Origin of the sequence: Mesorhizobium sp. M0185 (assembly GCF_040322175.1) — a bacterium.
Classification (GTDB): Bacteria; Pseudomonadota; Alphaproteobacteria; order Rhizobiales; family Rhizobiaceae; genus Mesorhizobium.
Window position 1 is genome coordinate 134,914 of sequence record NZ_JAMYSY010000001.1, and the last position, 24,121, is coordinate 159,034.

15 protein-coding genes are annotated in these 24,121 nt (G+C 63.0%); 4 read left to right on the forward strand and 11 right to left on the reverse strand.

Features of this window, described 5'->3' with window-relative positions:
* Positions 1-5: 5 nt before the first annotated feature.
* The 9 genes from NKJ20_RS00655 to NKJ20_RS00695 all read right to left on the reverse strand — a co-directional run bounded on the left by NKJ20_RS00655 (position 6) and on the right by NKJ20_RS00695 (position 14,708).
* Positions 6-3,377, reverse strand: coding sequence for a transglutaminase family protein (locus NKJ20_RS00655; protein WP_352741989.1), 3,372 nt, complete (start codon positions 3,375-3,377; stop codon positions 6-8).
* Positions 3,378-3,823: 446 nt separating this feature from the next.
* Positions 3,824-5,029, reverse strand: coding sequence for an acyl-CoA dehydrogenase (locus NKJ20_RS00660; protein WP_352741990.1), 1,206 nt, complete (start codon positions 5,027-5,029; stop codon positions 3,824-3,826).
* A 242-nt stretch (positions 5,030-5,271) separates the two neighbouring features.
* Positions 5,272-7,584, reverse strand: a complete 2,313-nt coding sequence (locus tag NKJ20_RS00665; protein ID WP_352741992.1) for a Tex family protein — start codon at positions 7,582-7,584, stop codon at positions 5,272-5,274.
* Positions 7,585-7,703: 119 nt separating this feature from the next.
* Positions 7,704-8,885, reverse strand: a complete 1,182-nt coding sequence (locus NKJ20_RS00670; RefSeq protein ID WP_352741993.1) for a serine hydrolase domain-containing protein — start codon at positions 8,883-8,885, stop codon at positions 7,704-7,706.
* A 150-nt stretch (positions 8,886-9,035) separates the two neighbouring features.
* The gene (locus NKJ20_RS00675; RefSeq protein WP_352741995.1) at positions 9,036-10,070 is read right to left on the reverse strand and encodes an ABC transporter substrate-binding protein; all 1,035 of its coding nucleotides are present in this window, start codon (positions 10,068-10,070) and stop codon (positions 9,036-9,038) included.
* 23 nt (positions 10,071-10,093) lie between these two features.
* Complete coding sequence (locus NKJ20_RS00680; RefSeq protein ID WP_352681964.1) at positions 10,094-10,894, reverse strand: ABC transporter permease; 801 nt, start codon at positions 10,892-10,894, stop codon at positions 10,094-10,096.
* A complete protein-coding gene (locus tag NKJ20_RS00685; RefSeq protein WP_352681962.1) occupies positions 10,887-11,807 on the reverse strand; it encodes an ABC transporter permease in 921 nt (306 codons plus the stop codon). The genes NKJ20_RS00680 and NKJ20_RS00685 overlap by 8 nt, the downstream gene beginning before the upstream one ends.
* On the reverse strand, positions 11,807-12,901 hold the full coding sequence (locus NKJ20_RS00690; RefSeq protein ID WP_352741997.1) for an ABC transporter ATP-binding protein: 1,095 nt from the start codon (positions 12,899-12,901) through the stop codon (positions 11,807-11,809). Before NKJ20_RS00690 ends, NKJ20_RS00685 begins: the two co-directional genes overlap by 1 nt.
* A 139-nt stretch (positions 12,902-13,040) precedes the next feature.
* Positions 13,041-14,708 carry an amidohydrolase gene (locus tag NKJ20_RS00695; RefSeq protein WP_352741999.1) on the reverse strand — a complete coding sequence of 556 codons (1,668 nt, stop codon included), beginning with the start codon at positions 14,706-14,708 and terminating at the stop codon, positions 13,041-13,043.
* Positions 14,709-14,849: 141 nt separating this feature from the next.
* On the opposite strand from NKJ20_RS00695, the gene NKJ20_RS00700 reads away from it, so the two are divergent.
* Positions 14,850-15,881, forward strand: coding sequence for a histone deacetylase family protein (locus NKJ20_RS00700; protein WP_352448177.1), 1,032 nt, complete (start codon positions 14,850-14,852; stop codon positions 15,879-15,881).
* 75 nt (positions 15,882-15,956) lie between these two features.
* Here the strand turns inward: NKJ20_RS00700 and NKJ20_RS00705 are convergent, their stop codons facing one another.
* Entirely contained in the window at positions 15,957-17,144 is a 1,188-nt protein-coding gene (locus tag NKJ20_RS00705) for a TMEM43 family protein (RefSeq protein ID WP_352742001.1), read from the reverse strand.
* Between the two features lie 1,150 nt (positions 17,145-18,294).
* On the opposite strand from NKJ20_RS00705, the gene NKJ20_RS00710 reads away from it, so the two are divergent.
* Positions 18,295-19,938, forward strand: a complete 1,644-nt coding sequence (locus NKJ20_RS00710) for an MFS transporter (RefSeq protein ID WP_352742003.1) — start codon at positions 18,295-18,297, stop codon at positions 19,936-19,938.
* A 220-nt stretch (positions 19,939-20,158) separates the two neighbouring features.
* Here the strand turns inward: NKJ20_RS00710 and NKJ20_RS00715 are convergent, their stop codons facing one another.
* Positions 20,159-22,459 (reverse strand): hypothetical protein, encoded by a 2,301-nt coding sequence (locus tag NKJ20_RS00715; protein WP_352742005.1) that lies wholly within the window; start codon positions 22,457-22,459, stop codon positions 20,159-20,161.
* 323 nt (positions 22,460-22,782) lie between these two features.
* Between NKJ20_RS00715 and NKJ20_RS00720 the strand changes: the two genes are divergently transcribed.
* Entirely contained in the window at positions 22,783-23,643 is an 861-nt protein-coding gene (locus tag NKJ20_RS00720; RefSeq protein WP_352742007.1) for an FAD binding domain-containing protein, read from the forward strand.
* Complete coding sequence (locus NKJ20_RS00725; RefSeq protein ID WP_352742009.1) at positions 23,643-24,119, forward strand: (2Fe-2S)-binding protein; 477 nt, start codon at positions 23,643-23,645, stop codon at positions 24,117-24,119. Before NKJ20_RS00720 ends, NKJ20_RS00725 begins: the two co-directional genes overlap by 1 nt.
* Positions 24,120-24,121: the final 2 nt, after the last annotated feature.

Here is a 24,121-nt window from a genome sequence, read left to right on the forward strand (position 1 = left end):
GCTGATCAGAGTCTTTGCGGCCGCCGAAGGTCAAGGGTCATCGGGAAATCTTCAGAGGCTTCTTGGTTGCGCAGCACATAGCTGGACGGCGTATGGCCACGTGGCTCGAAGCGGGCGAGCCGCCGCGCCTCCGCTTCGTTGCCATTGACCGGGAAGGTGTCATAGCTGCGCCCGCCGGGATGTGCCACATGGTAGGCGCAGCCGCCGACCGCGCGGCCCGACCAGCGGTCATAGATGTCGAAGACCAGCGGAGTGTTGACCGGTAGCGCCGGATGCAGGCCCGACGCCGGCTGCCAGGCCTTGAAGCGCACGCCGGCCACCGCGATCTCGCGGTTGTCGGTCACCTTCATCGGCACGACGCGGCCGTTGCAGACGACGGCGTGACGCTCCGGGTTGAGTCCCTCGGTCTTCACCTGCAGCCTTTCGACGGAGGAATCGACAAAGCGTACGGTGCCGCCGATCACGCCTTGCTCGCCCATCACGTGCCACGGCTCGAGCGCCTGCCTGAGCTCCAGCTTGACGCCGGCATGCTGGACCTCGCCGCAGAACGGGAAGCGGAATTCGAGCTGGGCGTCGAACCATTCCGGACGGAACGCAAAGCCGTTCAGCTTGAGGTCGTCCAGCACGTCGAGAAAATCCGCCCAGACATAATGCGGCAGCATGAAACGGTCGTGCAGCGAGGTGCCCCAGCGCACGAAGCGGCCGTCGAGCGGGTTCTTCCAGGCCCGGGCGATGATGGCGCGCACCAGCAATTGCTGCGCCAGGCTCATGCGCGCGTTGGGCGGCATCTCGAAGCCGCGGAATTCGACCAGCCCAAGCCGGCCCGTCGGCCCGTCCGGCGAAAACAGCTTGTCGATGCAGATTTCCGAGCGATGCGTATTGCCGGTCACGTCGGTCAGAAGGTTGCGGAACAGCCGGTCGACCAGCCACGGCAGGGGTGCCGCGCCCTTGTCCGGATGTGGCACCTGCGCCATCGCGATTTCGAGTTCGTAGAGCGAATCGTGGCGCGCCTCGTCGAAGCGCGGCGCCTGGCTGGTAGGGCCGATGAACAGGCCGGAGAAAAGGTAGGACAGCGACGGATGTCGCTGCCATTGCAGCACCAGGCTCTTCAACACGTCGGGGCGGCGCAGGAACGGACTGTCATTGGGTGTCGCGCCGCCGACGACGACGTGGTTGCCGCCGCCGGTGCCGGTGTGGCGGCCGTCGATCATGAACTTGTCGGCGCCAAGCCGCGTCTGCCGCGCCTCTTCGTAGATCGCCGTGGTCGTCGCCACGCAATCCTGCCAATTCGCGGCGGGGTGGATATTGACCTCGATGACGCCGGGATCGGGTGCGACACGGATGACGTTGAGGCGCGGATCGTGCGGCGGGCCGTAGCCCTCGATATGCACAGGCAGGCCGATCGCCTTTGCCGCGTTCTCCGCCGCCGCCACCAGTTCGAGATAGTCCTCCAGCGCCTCGACCGGCGGCATGAACACACAAAGCCGTCCGTCGCGCGGCTCGACCGAAAGGGCCGTGCGCACGGCGCCGCCGATCTCGGTGATCTCCTGTTCGACGCGGTCCTGCTGGCCGGTAACGGCCGTAAAGGATACCGCCTGCTGGCGTCGCGCCATCTCGTCGGCGCCCTCCAGTTCGGCCGCAGCGGGCGACGAAGCAGAACCGGGCAAGATCGCCTCACGCGCCGGCAGTGGTCCGCGCGGCAGCGATGGATCGACCGGGACTATGTAGGGGAACTGCGCCGGCGGCACATAGGGCAGCGTGCCGAGCGGCAGGCGATAGCCGACCGGCGAATCGCCGGGCACCAGGAACAGCCTGCCGCGCCGCGTCTTCCATTTCTCCGAGCGCCAGCGCGGTCCGGAAGCCTGGCTGTTCCAGCGCTGGACGGGCAGCACATAGCCCGACGGCTTGGTCAGCCCGCGTTCGAACACCCGCGCCATGCGGCTGCGCTCCTCAGGGTCCTCCAGCTTCGAATTGGAAGGATCGACGTTGTCAGGCAGCTTGCCTTCCTTGAGCAGCCATTCGGCCGGATCCTCATAGGCTTCGCTGACCATCGTCTTGTCGATGCCGAGTTCGTCGGCGATCGCCGTCAGCAGGCCTTCGGCCTGCTTCGGTCCGACATCCGCCTCGCTCTTTTCATGCGCGATCAGCGACGGGTCGCTCCACACCGGCTCGCCGTCGGTGCGCCAGTAGAGCGAGAAGGTCCAGCGCGGCAGGCTTTCGCCGGGGTACCACTTGCCTTGCCCGTAATGCAGGAAGCCGCCCGGCGCGAAGCGTTCGCGCAGCCGGCGGATCAGCGCATCAGCCTTTTCGCGTTTGGTCGGCCCGACGGCGGCGGTGTTCCACTCTGCAGCCTCGAAATCGTCGATCGAGACGAAGGTCGGCTCGCCGCCCATGGTCAGCCGCACATCGCCGGCCTGGAGCGCAGCATCGACCTGGACCCCCAGCGCGTCCAGCGCCTGCCAGCTCTCGTCGGAGAACGGCTTGGTAATGCGCGGATGCTCGGCGATGCGGTCTACCCGCATGTCGAAGCCGAATTCGACATTGGCGAAGCTCGCCATGCCGGAGATCGGCGCGGCATTGCGGAAATGCGGCGTTGCCGCGAGCGGCACATGGCTTTCGCCGGTGAGCAGGCCGGAGGTCGGGTCGAAGCCGATCCAGCCGGCGCCCGGCAGATACACCTCGCACCAGGCATGGAGGTCGGTGAAATCGGTCGCCGTGCCAGGCGGCCCGTCGAGCGCAACGAGGTCGGGTTTGAGCTGGATCAGGTAGCCGGAGACGAAACGCGCGGCGATGCCGAGGTTCCTCAGTATCTGCACCAGGAGCCAGCTGGAATCGCGGCACGAGCCCTTGCCGGCGGCCAGCGTTTCCTCGGGCGAGAAGACGCCGGTTTCCATGCGCACGATATAGGCGATCTCGCGCTGCAGCCGCGCATTGAGGTCGACGACAAAATTGACGGTGTTGGTCGGGTGGCGCGCGATGGTTTTCAGGAATGCCTCCAACAGCGGCCCCGCCGGTTCCGGCGTTCGGTAGATGGTCAGATCGTCCCGGATCTCTTCGGGGTATTCGAATGGAAACGTCTCGGCCGACGGTTCGACGAAGAAATCGAACGGATTGTAGACCGTCATGTCGGCAACGAGATCGACCTCGATCTTCAGTTCCGTCACCGGCTCGGGAAAGACGAAGCGGGCCAGGAAATTGCCGTAGGGGTCCTGCTGCAGATTGACGAAGTGATTTGCCGGCCCGACCTTCAGCGAATGGCTGAGCACCTTGGTGCGGGAATGCGGCGCAGGCTGCAACCTTATGACTTGCGGGCCTAATACGACCGGCCGGTCGTATTTGTAATGGGTCAGGTGATAGACGGCTGCCAGAATTGCCATGGTGCCCCTGAAGTCGGCGTTTCAAAAGGAGTTCGCTGAACCCTGACACGAATGCTGACCATTCTCCAAGCAGAGATGTTGCGCTGCACCTAAATCAAGCAGCTTGCATAGCTCACGAAACGGAGCGCCGACCCCGGGATTCCGCAGTGTGGCGGCAAAACGTTGCAACGCTGCAGAGCCGAAGTCCGGCGGGTCAGCACCGGGCGCTTCCCGCCGATATCGATGATCGGCAGCACACGCGATGCTTCGTCGAAAAGAGCTGAAAAGAAAAACCCGCCTCGGCGGACGGGTCGTTGGAGCCAATTAGCACCATACCGAAATTAGTAGCATAGCTGCCGGCACAAAGCAAGAACAAAATGTGGCATCGTCGACGAAAATTGCCGATCTCCCGCTTTGCGAGCGGAGATACCAGGCACGGGCATCCTGGAAGCGGAGAACACCTGAACCTAAAAGAACGCCTGCAATCCGGTCTGCGCCCGTCCGAGGATCAGCGCATGCACGTCATGCGTGCCCTCATAGGTGTTGACGGTTTCCAGGTTCTGGGCGTGGCGCATGACGTGGTAACCGATCTGGATGCCATTGCCGCCATGCATGTCGCGGGCCTGGCGGGCGATGTCGAGCGCCTTGCCGCAATTGTTGCGCTTGACGAGCGAGATCATCTCCGGCGCCATCTTGCCTTCATCCATCAGCCGCCCGACGCGCAGGCTGCCCTGCAGGCCGAGCGCGATCTCGGTCTGCATGTCGGCGAGCTTCTTCTGGAAAAGCTGCGTGCCGGCCAGCGGCTTGCCGAACTGCTTACGGTCGAGGCCATACTGGCGGGCGCGGTGCCAGCAATCCTCAGCCGCGCCCATGGCGCCCCAGGAAATTCCGTAGCGCGCCCGGTTGAGGCAGCCGAACGGTCCCTTGAGACCCGAGACATTGGGCAGCAGCGCGTCCTCGCCTACCTCGACGCCTTCCATCACCACTTCGCCGGTAATCGAGGCTCGCAGCGACAGCTTGCCGCCGATCTTCGGCGCCGATAGCCCGTTCATGCCCTTTTCCAGGACAAAGCCGCGAATCTGGTTGTCATGCGCGCCCCCACTTTCGTCGGACAACTTTGCCCAGACGACGAACACGTCTGCGATCGGCGCGTTCGAAATCCACATCTTCGAGCCGGAGATCCTGTAGCCGCTCGCGGTCTTTTCGGCCCGCGTTTTCATGCCGCCCGGGTCGGAACCGGCGTCAGGTTCGGTCAGGCCAAAGCAGCCGATCCATTCGCCCGACGCCAGCTTCGGCAGGTATTTCTTGCGCTGTTCTTCCGAGCCATAGGCATGGATCGGATACATTACCAGCGACGACTGCACGCTCATCATCGAGCGATAGCCCGAGTCGATCCGCTCCACTTCCCGCGCGACCAGCCCGTAGGTGACGTAGTTGGCGCCGAGCCCGCCATATTCTTCCGGGATGGTGATGCCGAGCAGACCGGCCTCGCCCATTTCGCGAAAGATCCCGGCGTCGGTCTTTTCCTCGAGGTAGGCTTCCTCGATCTTCGGAGCGAGCTTGTCGGCGGCAAACGCCGCGGCGCCATCGCGCACCATGCGCTCGTCCTCCGAAAGCTGGGCCTCGATCAGGAAAGGATCATCCCAGACGAATGCGTTCTTGTCGGCGGCCATGGCTCTCGGTCTCCCAAACTCATGCATGTCGCCCAAAGCTTGCCCGCGGGCCTGACCCGAGGGTGTTCGGCAGCTTGGAGATAACGACATGCATCGAAACAGAAATCTTGAAACGCGCGGCTTATCGGCTCCCGTCCTGAAAAAATCAAACGAAATAGCTTCGCCGATCCATGAGCATTGGTGATGGATCATCAATGTCGAGCGCCGCCGCCTGACCTGGCGGCGCAGCCCGGCTCGCGAAATTACTTCCGCTTCAACGCATCGGCCAAAGCGGCGCCGAACGCGCCCTGCTGCACCGGCCGCTCCGGCTGGCGTTGGGGCGCGGGCGCGCGCGGCACCGGCCTGCTGCCATTGTCGCGCGGCTTCGGTGCGCCACCGTCGCCATCCTTGCGCATCGACAGACCGATGCGCTTGCGCTTGATATCGACGTCGACGACACGCACCTTGACCACGTCGCCGGCCTTGACCACCTCATGCGCGTCCTTGATGAACCGATCGGCCAGTTGCGAGACGTGCACCAGTCCGTCCTGGTGCACGCCGATATCGACGAAGGCGCCGAAGGCGGCGACATTGGTGACAGTGCCTTCAAGCTGCATGCCGGGCTTCAGATCCTTGATGTCGTCGATGCCATCGGCAAAAGTCGCGGTCTTGAAGCCGGGGCGCGGATCGCGGCCGGGCTTTTCTAGCTCCGCCAGGATATCGCGCACCGTCGGGAGGCCGAAGCGCTCATCGACGAAGACGCGCGGATCGAGCGCCTTGAGTGCGGCGCTGTCGCCCATCAGCGAGCGAACGTCGCGCCCGCAGGCCGCGACGATCTTCTTGGCCACGCCATAGGCTTCCGGATGCACGGCGGAGGCATCGAGCGGCTCGCTGCCGTCGGGAATGCGCAGGAAGCCGGCGCATTGCTCGAACGCGCGGGGTCCAAGGCGGGAGACCTTCAACAGTTCGCGACGGCTGGCGAACGGGCCGGTCGCGTCCCGGTGCGCAACGATCGCCTCGGCCAGCGATGCGCCGAGACCCGAAACCCGCCCCAGAAGCGGCGCTGAGGCCGTGTTGAGATCGACGCCGACGGCGTTGACCGCATCCTCGACCACCGCTTCCAGCGAGCGGCCGAGGCGGTACTGATCGACGTCGTGCTGGTACTGGCCGACGCCGATCGACTTGGGCTCGATCTTGACCAGTTCGGCGAGCGGATCCTGCAGGCGCCGCGCGATCGACACTGCCCCGCGCAGCGACACATCGAGGCCGGGAAATTCCGCCGCCGCCGTTGCCGAGGCAGAATAGACCGAGGCGCCGGCTTCGCTGACGATCACCTTGAGCGGCTTCGGCCCGGACCCGGCAGGCATGTCAGCCAGCATGTCGGCCACCAGCCTTTCGGTCTCGCGGCTGCCAGTGCCGTTGCCGATCGAAATCAGCTCGACCTTGTGCAGCCGGATGAGCTTGGCCAGTTCGGCCTGCGCGCCGCGCACATCGTTCTTCGGCGGGAACGGATAGACCGTTGTCGTCGCCAGCAGCTTGCCGGTGCCGTCCACCACCGCCACCTTGACGCCGGTGCGAATGCCCGGATCGAGCCCCATCGTCGGCCGCGAGCCGGCAGGCGCGGCAAGCAGCAAATCCTTGAGATTGCGGGCGAAGACATGGATGGCTTCTTCTTCGGCCCGCTCGCGCAGATCGCGCATCAGATCGAGCGTCAGGTGCAGCGACAGCTTTATGCGCCAGGTCCAGCCGGCGACCTCCATCAGCCAGCGGTCTCCCGGCAACTGGCGGCCGATGGCGTAGGCGTCGGCGATCATCCGCTCAACCGGTTTCACCGGAGAGGCGTCATCGGCATCGACTTCGATGTCGAGCGACAGAACCTCCTCGTTGCGGCCGCGCAACATGGCCAGCGCACGATGGCTCGGCACGTTGGTCCAGCGCTCGACATGGTCGAAATAGTCGGAAAATTTCGCGCCGGCCTCCTGTTTGCCGTCGACGACGCGCGAGCGCAGGAAGGCGCGTTCCTTCATGTAGGTCCGCAATCTGCCGACCAGATCGGCATTCTCGGCGAACTGTTCGGACAGGATGTCGCGCGCACCCTCGAGCGCTGCCTTGGCGTCGGCCACGTTTTCGCTGATGTAGGCCAGCGCCAGCTCGGCGGGTACAGCCGTACGGTCGGCGAGAATAGCTTCCGCCAGAGGCCCGAGCCCGCGCTCGCGTGCGATCTCGGCCTTGGTCCGGCGCTTCGGCTTGTAAGGCAGGTAGATGTCTTCGAGTTCGGCCTTGGTGCCGGCCGCAGCGATCTTTGCTTCGAGCTCCTCGGTCAGCTTGCCCTGCTCGCGGATCGAACCAAGGATGGTGTCGCGGCGCGCGTCGAGTTCGCGCAGATAGGCGAGCCGCTCAGCGAGGTCGCGCAGCTGCGTGTCGTCGAGGCCGCCGGTGACCTCCTTGCGGTAGCGCGCCACGAACGGCACGGTCGCACCGTCGTCGAGCAAGCCGATCGCCGCCGCAGCCTGTTCGGGCCGCGCGCCGATTTCGGCGGCTATGATGGTTGCGATGCGCTTGATGTCGGCTGCCATGTCGTACCTGTCGCTAGTCGAAACGAGCAGCGACCATAGGCGCAGAGCACTGCCGCGCCAACCGCGCCATTTTCAACCCGGCGAGAGGTCCACAGGAAAGGTCGGGCTGTCTGGATGGATCAGACCATCCGGCTCAGCGCCTCGAAGAAAGAAATCATATCCAGATCGAGCGGATCGTCGACCGGTACCGGCTGCGACGACATCTTTGCGATTACAATTTCGGCCTTCGGATTGACGTAAAGCCACTGGCCGTGGATGCCGATGCCGCAGACGGCGCCGCTTGCCGCGCCCGTCTGGTACCATTTGTTGCGGTAGCGGCCACGCGGAAACAGGAACGCCATCGTGCCGCGCCGCCAGGCCTCGGCGTCACCGCCAGTTTCGGTCGTGTCGCGCACCCAGGCTTCCGGCACGACACGGCGGCCATTGGCCGTACCGCCTTGCCGCATCATCTCGCCGACGCGCGCGAGGTCGCGCGGTGTCACCGAAATGCCGCCGGCGGTGCGCGCCGTACCTTCCATGTCGACTGTCACCGAGGCGTCGCTGACGGCGCCGAGCGGCGCCCATAATTTTTCGTGCATCAGATCGGCGAAGCGCCGGCCAGACGCACGTTCGAGCAGGATGCCGAGCAGGTCGGAATTGGGCGAACGGTAGCGGAACGTCCGGCCATGCGGCTCGGCCAGGCCCTGCAGCGTCATGAGGAAAGTGGCCAGGCTCTCGGTGCCCCCGCCCGGATTCCACAGCATGGCGCGGCGGTAGCGGGCGAAGGCGCTTTCCGGATCGAGATAGGCCTCTTCGAAATCGAGGCTGACACTCATGTCGAGCACGTGCCGCACACGCGCATCGCCATAGGCCGAGCCGGCGGCTTCGGGCAGATAGCGGCTTACCGGAGCCTGCGGATCGAAAATCCCCTCGCCTTCCAATATGGCGGCAACAATGGCGGTCAGCGACTTGCTGATCGAAAAGACGATGTGGCGCGCCCCAAACTCCATATGCGGCGCGAACCAGTCGCCGACGAATTTGCCGCGTTTCATGATCGTCAGCGCGTCGGTATCGGAGCGCGCGAGAAACGCCGCGACAGTCTCTGCGCCGCCTGCAAGAGCGACCTTTTCGCCAAGTAGCCCGCCGAAATCCTGCTCCGGCGCCTCGCTGCTGCCCGGCTGTGCCGCCACGGCAGCGCTCGGCACCAGCTCGCCGACATTCTGGAACGACCACCGGCTGAACGGGCTTTCCCGCCAATTGCCGAGCAGCACCTCCTTGCGGGCAAAGCCATACCTAGTCTCGAACGCGGTCTTGCCGGCCATAGCCGCTTCCTTCCGGGTCTTTGGCGTTCTAGGCGAGCGCCGCGGCGATGGCGTGCACGGCTTTCAGTGTCGCCACCGATAGGCGACGTTAAAAAAATGCGGACAAAACGGACCCGGCCGGCGCCTGCCGCCGGGTCCATCACGATGCGGTCACTTCTGCAGTTCGGTCCAGATCTTGCTGTAGATGGCCTGCACTTCCTCGGAACACAATTTTTGCAGCTCGCCATGCGCCTTGACGTCCTCCGGGATGATGACTTCCGGCGCATCCTTCATATCGGCCGGCATGTACTTGTCGGAACCGGCAATGCCGTTGGCGTAGCGGTGGAAGGCGGATAGGCCGGCGGCATTTTCCGGATCCATGATGAAGTTCTGGAACAGCTTGGCGTTCTCGACATTCTTGGCGTCCTTCAGGACCATGACATTGTCGCTCCAGAGGCCAAAACCTTCCTTGGGATAGAAATAGTGGATCTTGGGGTTCGCCAGCCGCTGGCGAAAGGCCGAGCCGTTCCAGTCGCTGGTCGCCTTGAAATCGCCGGCGCCCATTTTCTCGATGGTATTGTATTCCATCGCGATCCAGTTCGGCTTGGCAGCAACCAGAGTGTCACGCACCTTCTTCAGCGTTTCCTTATCGCTGGCGCATTGCGCGGCGCCGACATATTTGGTCGCCGCGAACATGACGTCGTTCATTTCCGGCACGACGTTGACCTTGCCCTTCAGTTCGTCGGGTGTGTTGAAGATAATGCCCCAACTGTCTGACGGCCCCTTGTAGACATCGGTGTTCACCACGATGCCCACCGTGCCCCAGGCCCATGGCACGGAATATTTGCGGCCGGGATCGAAATCGGGATTGGCCCATTCCGGCGCCACGTTCTTGAAATTCTCCATCTTGCCGGGATCGGTCTCCTGAACGAGGCCTTCCTTGATCCAGATCGGCACGAAGGTTTGCGAAGGCACCGCGATGTCGAAGCCGGTGCCGCCCTGGCGAACCTTGGCCAGCGCCGTATCGTTCGAATCGTAATCGGTGATGGTCACCTTGACGTTGTATTTCTGCTCGAACTTCTTGATCACGTCGGGGCTGGTGTAGTTGCCCCAATTGTAGATGTTGAGTTCACCGTCGGCGCGAGCAAGGCTCGTCGAGGCGAGCAGCGCCAGCCCGATGGCGGTCGCTGATGTCTTCCAGTTCATGTTTTAGCTCCCATTTTCGATTTTCAGTCTCGTTTCCTGCTGATGAAGAAAAACAACGTCACGATGGCGACCGACAAGAGCAGGAACACGGTCGATATCGCGTTGATCTCCGGCGTTATACCTCGACGTATCTGGCCAAGCATGTAGGTCGGCAGCGTGTCCTGGCCGCCAGATTTCACGAACTCGGTGATGACGACATCGTCGAGCGAGATAACGAAGGCCAGCATCAGTCCGGCCAGAATGCCGGGCCAAAGCAGCGGCAAGGTGATGCGGCGGAACGTTTTCCACGGCGTCGCATAGAGATCGGCGGCGGCCCGTTCCAGCGTCAGGTCCATGTTCTCCAGCCGCGCCCGGATCGGCAGATAGGCAAAGGGAATGCAAAAGGCCGTATGCGCCGCGATCAGATAGCCAAGCCCCGAATAGCCGGTGAATATCTTTATGCGCGAAAAGAAGATCAGCAGCGCCACGCCGGTGACGATCTCCGGCACCATCAGAGGCTGGTTAATGGCGGCATATTTGAAGGTCAGGCCGGGATAGGGCGGCGTGCGCGTGGTGGCGAGCGCCGCCATGGTGGCGAAGACGGTGGCCAGGATCGCCGCGATGGCGCCGATCTGAAAGGAGCGCAAGGTGGCGTCGATGACTTGCGTGTTCTGCCACGCCGACTGGAACCATTTGAGCGAGAAGCCGCCCCATTCCGACGTCGAGGTCGCGGCGTTGAAGGCATAGACGACCAGCACGACGATGGGCAGATAGAGCACGACGAAGCAGGTCGCGGCGATCGCGGTGAATCCCGGCTGATGCTTGATTGCGAAGCTGCTAGCCATGACGCATCTCCGACCGGCCGGTGTTACGCACATAGGCGAGCAGCGCCACCATGACGATGATCATGACCGCGATCGACAGGGCCGAGCCAAGCGGCCAGTTGCGGCCTTGCCCGAACTGCAGCTCGATCAGGTTGGAAAGCATCATGGTCTTACCGCCGCCCAACAGGACCGGTGTGACATAGGCGCCGAGCGCCGGAATGAACACCAGGATGGAGCCGGCGATGACGCCCGGCTTGACCAGCGGGAAAATGATACGCCTGAGCACCTGGAAGCGTGTCGCATAAAGATCGTAGCCGGCTTCGACCAGCCGGAAATCGAGTTTTTCCATGCTGGCGTAGATCGGCAGCACCATCAGCGGCAGGTAGACATAGGCCATGCCGATCAGGATCGCCGTATCGGTGAACAATATCTGGATCGGCGCCGAGATGATGCCGAGCTTGAGCAGCACCGTGTTGATCAACCCCTCGTTGCGGATGATCTGCAGCACCGCGAAGGTGCGGATCAGCAAGTTGGTCCAGAACGGTATGGTGATCAGGAACAGCCAAAGATCGCGCGTCTTCTCGCTGCGCGTCGCCATGAAATAGGCGGTAGGAAAACCAAGCGCCAAAGTGGCGATCGTGGTCACGATGGCAAGCTTGATCGAGCGCCAGAAGATAGTGACATGGGCGGCAGCAATGGAAAGCGTGTCGTCGAAGATGTCGCGTTCCATGAACACCGATGTCCAGGCCTCGGGCGAGAATTGCCACTTCACGTCGCCATAGGGGCCGGGCGTCAGGAACGAATAGACCAGCACAATCAGCAACGGCCCGGTCGCTGCCAGGAAGATGATCAGCAGGGCCGGCGCGGACAGCAGCCAGCGGTCGCGGATGTCGCGTCGCTCGGCCGCCTTGGCGACTTCTTCCGCGCTCGTCATCAATCCCTCAGCACTTGCGCGGCGTCGTTGCCGATCGAGACACCGACCTTGTCGCCCCGCTCGAAACCGCAGCCTGCGCTGCGCGTGTTCTGCTGGCGCACGGTGAAGGCTTCGCCGCTGTCCAGTTGGACATGAATATGCGTGTCGGTGCCGAAATAGACGATGTTTTCGACGGTTCCGGAAAGATCGCCCTTGCCGCCGGTCAGCTTGGCGTGTTCCGGCCTGACCACCACGGTAGCATTATCCTTCGGCTGGAAGCCGTCAGCCACGGTCGCGTCGATCGTTGCGCCGGATTTGAGGGTCGCGCGCGCCTTGCCGTTGCCGATGCCGGTGATGGCCGCAGTCAGGAAATTGGTTTCGCCGATGAAGTCGGCGACGAAGCGCTCGGCCGGCTTGTCATAGATGTCCCAGGGCGTGCCGACCTGCAGGATCTTGCCGGCCGACATCACGGCGATGCGGTCCGACATGGTCAGCGCTTCTTCCTGGTCGTGGGTGACGAAGATGAAGGTGATGCCGGTCTGGTGCTGCAGCCGTTTCAGTTCGATCTGCATCTCCTTGCGCAGCTTGTAGTCGAGCGCCGACAATGGCTCGTCGAGCAACAGCACTTTTGGCTGCGGCGCCAGCGCGCGCGCCAGTGCGACGCGCTGCTGCTGGCCGCCGGAGATCTGGCTGGTGCGGCGGCCACTCAGCGCCTCCATCTTGACCAGCTTCAGCATCTCGGCGACGCGCGCCTTGATTTCGGCTTTCGGCTTGCCCAGCATCTCCAGGCCGAAGCCGATATTCTCGGCCACCGTCATGTGCGGGAACAGCGCATAGGACTGGAAGACGGTGTTGACCGGCCGCTTGAACGGCGGCAGCGGCGCGATGTCGTGGCCGTACAGCAGGATTTCGCCTTCGCTGGGAAAATCGAAGCCGGCGATCAGCCTGAGCAGCGTCGTCTTTCCGCAACCGGACGGCCCCAGCAGCGTGAAGAACTCGTTCTCGCGGATCGACACCGAAACCGTGTCGAGAGCGGCGACTTGTGCGTCCCCGGTACCGAACACCTTGCGGACGCTGCGGACCTCGATTGCACTCTTACCCGGTTGATCCGGCACGCATTACCCCATTTTCATGTCCGCTCTTGATGGCGGATCCAGTTCCCATTCGATTGTCAGCATATGCCGGTCGGCTTGGCAACCATGCATCTGGGCCTCGGTTCAGAACGCAAGCTCCGTGCCATGGTCAGCGCCACCATCAACCCTGGCAAGTGATCTTGCCGCCGCAGATGGTGCTGACCGGATGCACCTTGTGCAGCAAACCCGGTTCAGTTGCTTCGATATCGGCCGACAGCACCACCAGATCGGCCAGATAGCCTGGTTTCAGCCGGCCCTTGCGGTGCTCCATGAATTCGGCATAAGCGCCTTCGACTGTATAGCCCGCAAGCGCTTCCAACAGCGAGAAACTCTGGTCGGGAACGCCGTCTGCCCAAGGTTTGCGCAGCATCGCCGCCTGAATGCCCAGGATCGGCTCGATCCGCGACACCGGCCAGTCGGAAGCGAAGACGACATGCGCGCCCGCCTGCTTCAGCGTCCGCCAGGCATAGCTCAGCGGCCATCTTTCACGGCCGATGCGTGAAAGCGTCGGCTCCAGCGGGAAATCCATGGCGCCGGGCGGGTGCGGCGGCTGCATCGAGGCGATGACGCCGAGTTCGGCAAAGCGCGGCACGTCGGCGGCGGTAGTCACCTCGATGTGCTCGACCCGGTGACGGCTGTCGCGCCTGCCGTTCTTCCGCCGCGCCGCCTCGTAACCGTCCAGAACCGCGCGCACAGCGCCGTCGCCGATCGAATGCACGGCGACCTGCAGCCCGCGCCGGTCGGCCTCCACCGCCACCTCGGCAAGATGCTCCGGCGTGAACAGCGGCTCACCGCGCCAGCCCGGCCGGTCGGCATAGTCGTCGACCATGACCGCGGTCCAGCCTTCCAGCACGCCGTCGTAAAACATCTTGACCATGCCGGACGACAGCCATTCCGATCGGTAGGAGTTGGCCATGCTCGATGCCTTTTCCAGCTTGTCGAGCGTCATGAAGTTCTTGAAATGAAAAGGTATCTTGGTGCGGCAGAGCAGCCGCCCTACCTGCTCCAAACCGGCAAGCAGTTCGAGCTGGTAGAGATTGCCGTCCATGTTCTGGATCGAGGTGATGCCGTGGCGGGCGCACCATTCCAGCCCGCGATGCATCAGGTCGCGATCGGCCGCGACTTCGGCTGCGGAAGGGTACGGCTCGGGCTCGCCGCCTGTCGCAAGGCCGAGCCGCACGCGGTTCTGCCCGGAAAGCTCGAGGATCGGCCCAAACGCCTCGCCCTCACGCAATTCGCCGGCCGCGAGGCCGTCGGCGCCCATGACGATCTCGTTGCCGGGGCCGAGTTGCTTGCCGTGCAGGATGCCGGCCAGCTTCAGCGCCTTGGTGTTGGCCCACATCGTGTGGTGATCGGAAGCCGACATCGCGAACGGCCGGTCGGCGATGATGCGGTCGAGATGATGGCGGGTGACCGGCTCTTCCTTGGAGAGGATAGTGTAGTCGACGCCGGCCCCAAGCAGCAATTTGGCGTTCGGCCGTGCCGCAGCATAGGCGCGGATCGCGTCGCTCAGCGCATCGAAGCCATGCACGCCCTGAAGGTGCAGATTGTCGAGTTCGGCCGCGCCGCCGAAAAGATGCATATGCGCTTCGATGAAGCCCGGCACCACCGAACCGCCTTGCGCATCGATGATCTTCGTGGCCGGCCCTTTCAGCGCCTCTATGGTCCGGCGATCGCCAACCGCCAGGATATTGCCGTCCTTTATCGCCACCGCCTCGGCAGCCGGATTGCCTTCATCCATGGTCAGCACACGGGCATTGGTGACGATCAGGTCGGCATTTGAACTCATGATTACCCGCGGGTCGGTTGCGCTGCCGGCAGGCTAGACGACCGGCTGCCGGGCCAGCAAGCCATGGCTGGTTGGCCCAGCGCCTTGTGAAAGGCAGTGCAGGACGGTTAGGGTCGCCGCGTCTCACCACGGAACAATTTCATGAAGACTGTTTTTTCGCCTTTCCATGCCGGCCATTCCGGCAATGTCGAATTGATCGCCGGCGCCATCGTGCCGGCCTTTGAAAAGCCGTCGCGCGCCGAGTTCATCAGGGCGCGGGTGGAGAGCGAGAAGCTCGGTCCGATCCTGCCGCCGGAAAGCCACGACCTCGCCGCCGCCAGGAAGGTGCATGCCAGCGACTACATCGATTTCCTGCCGACCGTGTGGCCGCTCTGGGAAGCATCGGGCCGCAGCGGTTCGGCCATTCCCTTCACCTGGCCGACGCGCGGCCTGCGCGGCGACGTGCGCCCGAAAGGCATCGATGCGCTGCTCGGCTTCTACTCCTTCGACGGTGGCGCGACGTTCGTCAAAGGCACATGGGATGCGATCAAGTCGTCCTATGATGTCGCGCTGACCGCCGCCGCGCTGGTCAAGGCCGGTGAGCCTTCCGCCTTCGCCCTCTGCCGCCCGCCGGGGCACCATGCAGGGGCGGCCTTCATGGGCGGCTATTGCTTCATCAACAACGCCGCCGTCGCCGCGCAATGGTTCCGCGACCATGGCGCCGGGCGCGTTTCGATCCTCGACGTCGATTATCACCACGGCAACGGCACCCAGGAGATCTTCTATCGCCGCGGTGACGTTCAGGTGCTGAACCTGCATGGCGATCCGATGACCGAATATCCCTTCTTCCTCGGCCATGCCGACGAACGCGGCGAGGGCGACGGCGAAGGCTTCAACGACAATTACCCGATGCCCTTCGGCACCGGCTGGGACGTGTGGAACGCCTCACTCGAGGACGCTTGCACGAGGCTTTCGGCTTATGCTCCTGACGTCGTCGTGGTTTCACTCGGCGTCGACACTTTCGAGAAGGACCCGATCAGCCAGTTCAAGCTGAAGACCCCCGACTATCCCAGGATCGGCCGCCGCATCGCCAGGCTCGGCCTGCCGACGCTGTTCGTCATGGAAGGCGGCTACGCGGTCGAGGAGATCGGCATCAACGCCGTCGGCGTGCTGACCGGCTTCGAGGACCGCTAGAAGCAATTCCAGGAAATAGGGCGGTTCGTCGTTTCCGTGAAACGATGAACCGCTAGAACCGCCGGCGCCTGCAAATCATGTGGCCGCGCTCGGCGCCGCAACCGGCGGAGCCGGCCTGCGCGAGCGGCCGAGGTAATAGACCGCCGCCGCTGCGATGACGCCCGCTGCCAGGATGCCCGCCGCCAGCACCGGCCGGTACCAGAACCAGGCGATGGCCATCGTCGTCGCCCCGACCAGGATCGCCAGGAAGAACGCGATGATGCCGGTACCCATCCGCGCCATGCTGCCGAGCAAAGGAATGACGTCGAGGATGACGCCGATCGGCCCGAGCAGCAGGGCAAAGCCGATGGCCAGGAGCAGCACGCCGGCGGCGCGCAGCAGCCAGGTGATCAGCGTGTTCGCGCTGACCGCTTCGGCGAACATCTTTTCCGCCGGAACATTGCCGGTGTCGACCATCAGCAACTGGTCGCCGGCGATTGTCTGGTATGGCTCGAAGCCGCCCCCCGTCCGGCGCGCGACGACGCTGACCACGCCGAGCGGCGCCAGTTCGTAGCCGATGCGGTAGTCGCCCAGCGCCGGCGACGTGGTGTTGAAACCGAGATAGATTTTTCCGTCGACGATGTTGACCCGCTTGGTGCCGGTATAGGCGGCGTCTATGGCGGCCGACTGATCGGCAGACAGTGAGAACGTCTTGTCGCCGCCGATCAGGTCCAGCACGGGCCGGTCGAGCGTGAAAGCACCAAGCTTGCCGTCCGGAATCTGGAATTGCTTGCTGTGGATCTCCATCGGCGGATTCTCGTGGCCGTCCGGCTTCTTGAACTCCGACGAATTGATCTGGCTGTCGTCCCACACCTTCGAATAGCTGTAGGTCGTCACCGTCTCCTCGCCGCCGCCCAGCTTCTTCGTCGTCTCGGATTTCTCCTCTTCTTTCCACTGGTACATCTCGGCGCCGCGCGACAGCCGCAACCCCTGCGCCGAAATGCCGAAGTCCGGATCGGCAAGGCCGCTGCTCGCCGTCACCGCCCCGGTGACATGGACGAGCTTGCCGTCATTGGCGGCATCGACGCTGTCGGCGCCGACCGAGACCACCGCGCCCGATCCCTCGGCCAGCGAGCGCGCCGTCTGCACGGCCCGGCCCTCGTTCCAGAACAGGCCGATCACCATCAGCACGATCAGGAGCAGCCCGAAGACGACCCCGCCGACCGCGCGTTTGATCCGCCCGAACCACGAGACGGACGTCACTTCCTGAAATGAATCGCTCACTATTTCCCCATCCCCCGAAACCAGTCTCGCGAAATCCGCGCTCTGCCGCGCAGTGGCAAGCAACCGGCGTCACCCCAAACCGGCGGACGCCCATCCGTCCCGGCACCGGGAGCTTATCGCAATCGGCGAGCCGCCGATACGGCACAGTTGCGATCCGACCCGGTTTCGCGGCCGTAAAGCCCATCGCTCACCGCCAATTCATTGAATTCGTTTCCGTCAAATCGCGTTGATGTCAGATTCGTCTGCAGTTGGATTGTAGCCGAATCAGCCGTTCCTTGGGGGGCGCGGCAATCACCAAAGCTTGATGGTCCGCCACTATTCCGGAATCAGATCGGCTAGTGGGCAATGCTCCACCAGCAGGCTCTTGCAGAGTGCGTAGTCTTCGTACGCGAAAACACCTTGGTGCGCCCGTAACCCCGTTGCGTGACGTGGTGCGGCAGACGGCGAACGACAATGCGGGCAAGGCGAGGCATGCGATCAATCCGAACGCAGAGCCTGTCGGTTGGGCAGCAAAAAGTGCACCATCATCGTAGTTCGATTCGGACGGATCTCAGTATAAAAAGGAGAGATATAGGAAAAATAAATAGGACAATAAATCCATATATGCTGCCGGCTATCAAAAATACGTTCTCATATGGGTAAAATGTAGTTATTAGACAAGCGATAATATACAATACTACGTTCTTTTCGTACAATTTGTCACCAAGTATGTTCAACACAAGATATGTGTACAAAATAGCACATGTAAATATTTGTATTAAAGCCAGGTCGCTCATGCTCGCAAGCGGTCTAAAAAATACGTGAGGTATAGCCACTATGAGAATGGCAATCGACATCACCTTGAGAGCTCGCGCTTTCATTTCAGTCCCTCGGTAATTTCCTTCTGGCAATTTTCCTACGTACGGACCGCAGTTTGATCAAGTCCGAGCTGTGGAGCCTGAAGGGCCGAATTACCTTCATGCCAGCATCTGAATCGGCGCACGCAGTGGCGTGCGCTGACCGGCTCCGCGATCGCTATCTTGTTGTTGGACCATGATGTTTTTCCAGAATGCGTTCGCCCTTTGCGAAATGATGTTCTATTTTTTGAACCCACGGCTTGCGGGGCCGATGGATCGGAAGAACAAACGCATTTGAGCCCGGGAAAGCATTTATGAACGACGACACACCGGAAAGCGAAAGCGCCTCGGCGCTGGCGCCGTTCCGGCACGGCATCTTCCGGGCGGTGTGGTCCGCCAGCCTCGTCTCCAATTTCGGTGGCCTCATCCAGGGCGTTGGCGCCGCCTGGATGATGACGACGATCGCCACCTCGTCCTACCAGGTGGCATTGGTCCAGGCCTCGACCACCTTGCCAATCATGCTCTTCGCGCTGCTGGCCGGCGCCATCGCCGACAGCTTCAACCGGCGCAAAATCATGCTGATCGCGCAGATCTTCATGCTGGTTGTTTCGGCTCTTCTCACCGTCTTCACCTATCTCGACCTGATGACACCGTGGACGCTGCTCGCCTTCACCTTCCTGATCGACAGCGGCACCGCGCTCAACAGCCCGTCCTGGCAGGCTTCGGTCGGCGACATGGTGCCTCGCACCAAGGTGCCGGCGGCGATCGCGCTCAACTCGATGGGCTTCAACCTGACGCGCAGCGTCGGCCCGGCGATCGGTGGCATCATCGTTGCCGCAGCAGGTGCCGCCGCGGCCTTCGCCGTCAACACGCTGAGCTATGTCGGCCTCATCGTCGTGCTGGCCCGCTGGAAGCCGGAACTGCCGGCATCGACCTTGCCGCGCGAGACGCTGGGCGCCGCAATGGGCGCCGGCCTGCGCTACGTCGCCATGTCGCCTAACATCGGCAAGGTGCTGGTCAGGAGCTCGGCTTTCGGCTTCAGCGCCGGCGCGGTCCTGGCATTGCTGCCGCTGGTCGCGCGTGACGTCGTCAAGGGTGATGCCTTGAGCTACGGCATCATGCTCGGCGCCTTCGGCATCGGGGCCGTCGGCGGCGCGCTGATCAGCGTCAGGCTGCGGCAGCTGCTGTCCAGCGAAACCATGGTGCGCATGGCATTCGCCGGCTTCGCCGTCTGCGCCTTCAACGCCGCCGTCAGCAATCATGCCTGGCAGACGTCGCTCGGCCTGCTGCTCGGCGGCGCCTGCTGGGTGACGGCGCTTTCGCACTTCAACGTCACCGTGCAGATGTCGACGCCGCGCTGGGTGGTCGGCCGCGTGCTTTCGGTCTATCAGACCGCGACCTTCGGCGGCATCGCGCTCGGCAGCTGGGTCTGGGGTGTCGTTGCCGACGCGCATGGCGCCGAAGTCGCCCTGATGGCGGCCAGCGTCGCCATGCTGGCGGGAGGCGCAATCGGCCTGCTGCTGCCGCTGCCGCAGCAGGCGGTGCTCAACCTCGACCCGCTCAACCGTTTTCAGGAGCCGCATCTGGCGCTTGATCTCAAGCCGCGCAGCGGTCCCATCGCCATCATGATCGAATATGTCATCCGCAACGAGGACGTACCGGAATTCCTCGCCACCATGGCCGAGCGCGGCCGCGTCCGCCGCCGTGACGGCGCCCGCAACTGGACATTGGCGCGCGATCTCGAAAATCCGTCGATATGGATCGAGCACTACCACACGCCGACCTGGGTAGAATATATCCGCCACAATCGGCGCGCCACCTACGCCGACGCGGTCATCGGCGAGCGTATAAGGGCGCTGCACAGCGGCAACGAGCCACCGCGCGTCCGCCGCATGATCGAGCGCCCGACGACTGCCGGCACGGCGCTGGTCATGCCGAAGGGACCGATCGAGCATTAAAGCATTTTGCAGCCAAGGGAATCACTTGACGTCGCAGAAATGTGGTTAAAACAAATAGATAAAGCGGGATGCACCGTTCAATTTGAACGCATCCCGCTCCAGCGCAATTCCAGGAAAAGTGTGAAACGGTTTTCCGTCCGGAAGAGACAGAGCGGTTCGCCGTTTCCGTGAAACGATGAACCGCTCCAGCCACCCTGACGCCCTTCCGCTGGCGATTCGACTACATGAGCTCTATGACGAAATAATCGCCCTGCTGTATCCACTTTACCAGGAAGTTGATCGTCAGGTCGGTACCGCTCCAATGCATCTCGACGGTTGATGGAGACGGCTTTATGAGGCCTCCCTCGATAAAGTCACTCGACCTCGTCCCAGATACGCCTGAGATGAAATTGAAATCCTGGAACTGGAATGTGACCTCGCAGCTGAGAGTGAACGGCGTGAACCCGCCGCCGGCCGGCTTGGGCAACGCGAACTGAACCAACGCCGGCTCTGCGTTCGGCTTTTCGGTCTTTGAAAAGCTGCCGGATGGCCCCTGCAGGTGCCAGGTGATTTCAGTGATTTCTTTCTTGCTGGCGTTGAACCAGAGACCCGTTGCTATCGTCAGCATCGCCGGCTTGACGACCGGCGCCGCGGTAAGGGGAATACTGATGGTCTCGGTCTTGTAGCCAACGGCTGCAACTTGCAAGCTGACCGATGCTTGGCCGGTCGGCGGAGATAGCGTGAACGGTGTGTTGGTGGCCCCGACCACCGTGCCCCCTTGCGATATGGTCCCGCCAACCGATTGGTACTTGTTGTCGGCGTCGACTGCTTTGATGGTTATCGTCGCCGGCCGGCCCGCTATCAGGGACGGGGGAGCCGCGGAGAGCAACATTTCCCCGAGGGTGACATTGACGGGAACTCTGGTGAGCGGAGACATCTTCGTGCACAATGTCTGCATCACCGTAATTTGGTCTTCCACCTTGAGCTCGCCCACGTAAATCGCAAAGAAGAACGTCGTCCAACCAAGTGGCATATCGCTGGCCCGCCACTTCCCGTTCACGAACACATGCACGCGCGCCCCGGGGATTACGCCCGATACGCCAATTAACCGCTGGAAGACCCGCACGGGCTGTTGAATATCCGGCGTCTTGAGTGGGGTCAGATCGGATACTTTGATCGGGGGCCCGACCCTAAGCGCGGGGGGCTGACAAGTAAGCTCCAGCTCGGCGTGAATGTGCTCGCCGGCGCGCAATGGCCGAAATGTCTCGACCCAGACGGCGCCGCCAAAACTGAATACGGGCTTGCTGATTACAGGAGAATCAGGCGCATCCGAGTATAAACGTACGACCGCAGCGTCGACGCTGTTGACGAAAGCGCCGCTTGCACATTCAAATGCAGGCTCCATGACGGTCGGCGGAAATATGCTGCCCTGGTAAGACCCTACCACCAGCAACTTATCCGATGTGGCTGTCTTGCCGCATAGCTCCTGGATGACGACGAGCGATGGAAACGGCGGCGAGGCCGGGATCAGGGCCGACACGTCGGGAATCCAGTATTGGCCGGAACTCACATCCTCGCCGACTCCGATTCTCCCGAGCACGGTAGCTGCACCCGAAGTCGGATCGACAAGTTGGATCGTCAATGTCGCGCCGGGCTCGAGGTTGGAAATAGGCAAAGCACGGGCTGCCGGGCAGGAATACTGTGCGGTCCCGATTACGGGCTTTCGAACCGGCAAGGTTTCGTCGACGATCACCGGAGGGGCAGACGACGGACTTGATGCATTGCAGCGCTCGAAGTGCTGCGTGGCGCTGAAGACGTCCGGATTATGCGCGGTGCGGCCGAGCAGCGCTAGCAGGTTTGCACCAACGAAAGGATATTCCAGCACGTCGCCATTGAAGTGGACTTTGGTGGTGGCGCCTTGAGCCAACCCCCTGACGGGTACTGCTTGCGCACAGCCAGGAACTGGGCCGACCGCCGGTGCCGGCATGGTATTTTCCCGATACGGCGTCGGTTCGGCGGGCAAGCTCGGGGTCTGACTGCTCTTCACTAGTCCGCCGGGCGTCTGAACGGACTGCATCGCGTTAAGGACATCATTGGCCTGGATCGGCCCGCGTATGCGCACGGGTACGACATTTCCGCGTGCGGTATCGCTGCCAATCGATACGCCGCCGTTGAAAATCTCGACCGTGGCGCCAGGATAGGCTGCGCCTATCAGCACCCAGTCGACGCACTCGTGCACCTGGCTCAAATACACCAATGGGCCAAGCGTCGAGGGATACCCGAGCACGACGATCGGGACCGGGCTTGGGTCACTGGTTTCGGCGCCGAGTGTCCAGCGTGCGGTCAGCGCATCCCCCACGTTGAGGGAGCCTGCGGTGATTGGTACAAAAGTGGTGGTTGTGGCGCCGGCATCTACGGCAGGGACAGGTATGCCGTTTACCAAGAGGGAAATGCTCGACCCGGGAAGCGGCCCATCGATACGTACCGAGGTATTCAAGACCGACACGGGGCCGATCACAATTGGTGCAAGAAGCGTGCTCATATTCGTTCCCCTCTATACCGCGCAGACATGTCGCCTGGTTCGAAACAGGACGTAGAGGGAGCGCACTTACGGATGACTTACGGATGGGTCGGCGCGGTGCTGGACTGCGCGCGTCCGCCGCATGATCGAGCGCCCGACGACTGCTGGCACGGCGCTGGTCATGCCGAAGGGACCGATCGAGCATTAGTGGCTGGCGGTGCGTCCAGTGGACGAGCAAAATGAAATTGCGGCGCCTGGCCTAATCCGCGAATGCACGAACAGGATGGCCATTGTGAAGAGACGGTTATATCAGTTGATGTGACTATGACCACTAAGGGGAGACGATGCGCTACATACGTCCGCTTTCAATGGAAGATGCCGTTGGCCAGTTGGCCGGATCAGTCGGCACGGCCGCCATCCTCGCCGGAGGCAGCGACCTCTTGGTGCGAATGAAAGGCGGCTTTATCGAACCCGACCTGATCGTCGACATCAAGGCGATCGACGGGCTTGGCGAGATCAGGGAAACAGCCGAGGGCTTCAGCATCGGCGCGGCGGTCCCCTGCGCATTGCTGGGCGAGAACGCGGCCCTGCAGAAGGCATGGCCTGGCGTCGTCGAAGCGGCCAAGCTGATCGGCTCGAAGCAGGTGCAGGGACGCTGCACCATCGTCGGCAATCTGTGCAACGCCTCGCCGGCCGCCGACAGCGTGCCGGCGCTGGTGGCCGCTGGCGCCAAGGCTGTGGTCGTCGGCCCGGGAGCCAGGCGCACGATTGCCGTGGAAGCGGTGCCGACTGGGCCGGGCAAGACGTCGCTGGCCAAGGGCGAGATCATCGAGGCAATCCTGCTCGACAGCCGTCTGCCGCGTTCGGGCGATGCCTATCTGCGTTTCATTCCGCGCACAGAGATGGACATCGCGGTGGTAAGCGCCGGCGTGAACTTGACGCTCGATGAGCAAGGTCGCGTCAAATCCGCCCGTCTGGCGTTGGGCGCCGTGGCGCCGACGGTGATTCTGGTCGAGGAGGCCGCCGAGGTTCTCATCGGCTCCAAGCTGGACGAAGCCACGCTGGAGAGGCTCGCCAAGGTCTGCTCAGGGGCCTGCCGCCCCATCGACGACAAGCGGGGCACCATCGAATTCAGACGGAAAGTTGCGGGTGTGCTGGCCAGGCGGGCCGCCACGACCGCCTATGCACGCGCAGGAGGCAAATGATGGCTGGTGTGGCAGTATCAACGACAATCAACGGCGACAATGTCGAGTTCCTTTGCCAGCCGGACGAGACGCTGCTTGATGTCCTGCGCGATCGCCTGGGGCTGACGGGCGCCAAGGAAGGCTGCGGCACCGGCGACTGCGGGGCCTGCAGCATCATCCTCGACGATCGGCTGGTGTGCTCGTGCCTGGTGCTCGGCGCGGAGGCCGAGGGCCGGCACGTCGAGACCATCGAGGGCATGGCGCATGGCGACAGGCTGCATCCCCTGCAGCAGAAATTCCTGGAACACGCCGCACTCCAATGCGGCATCTGCACGCCGGGCTTCTTGATAGCGGCGAAGGACCTTTTGGCCAAGAACCCCGATCCGACCGAGGAGGAGATCCGCTTCGGCCTCGCCGGGAACCTCTGCCGCTGCACCGGCTATGACAAGATCGTGCGTGCCGTTCAGGACGCCGCCAGCGTGATGAAGGGAGCATGACG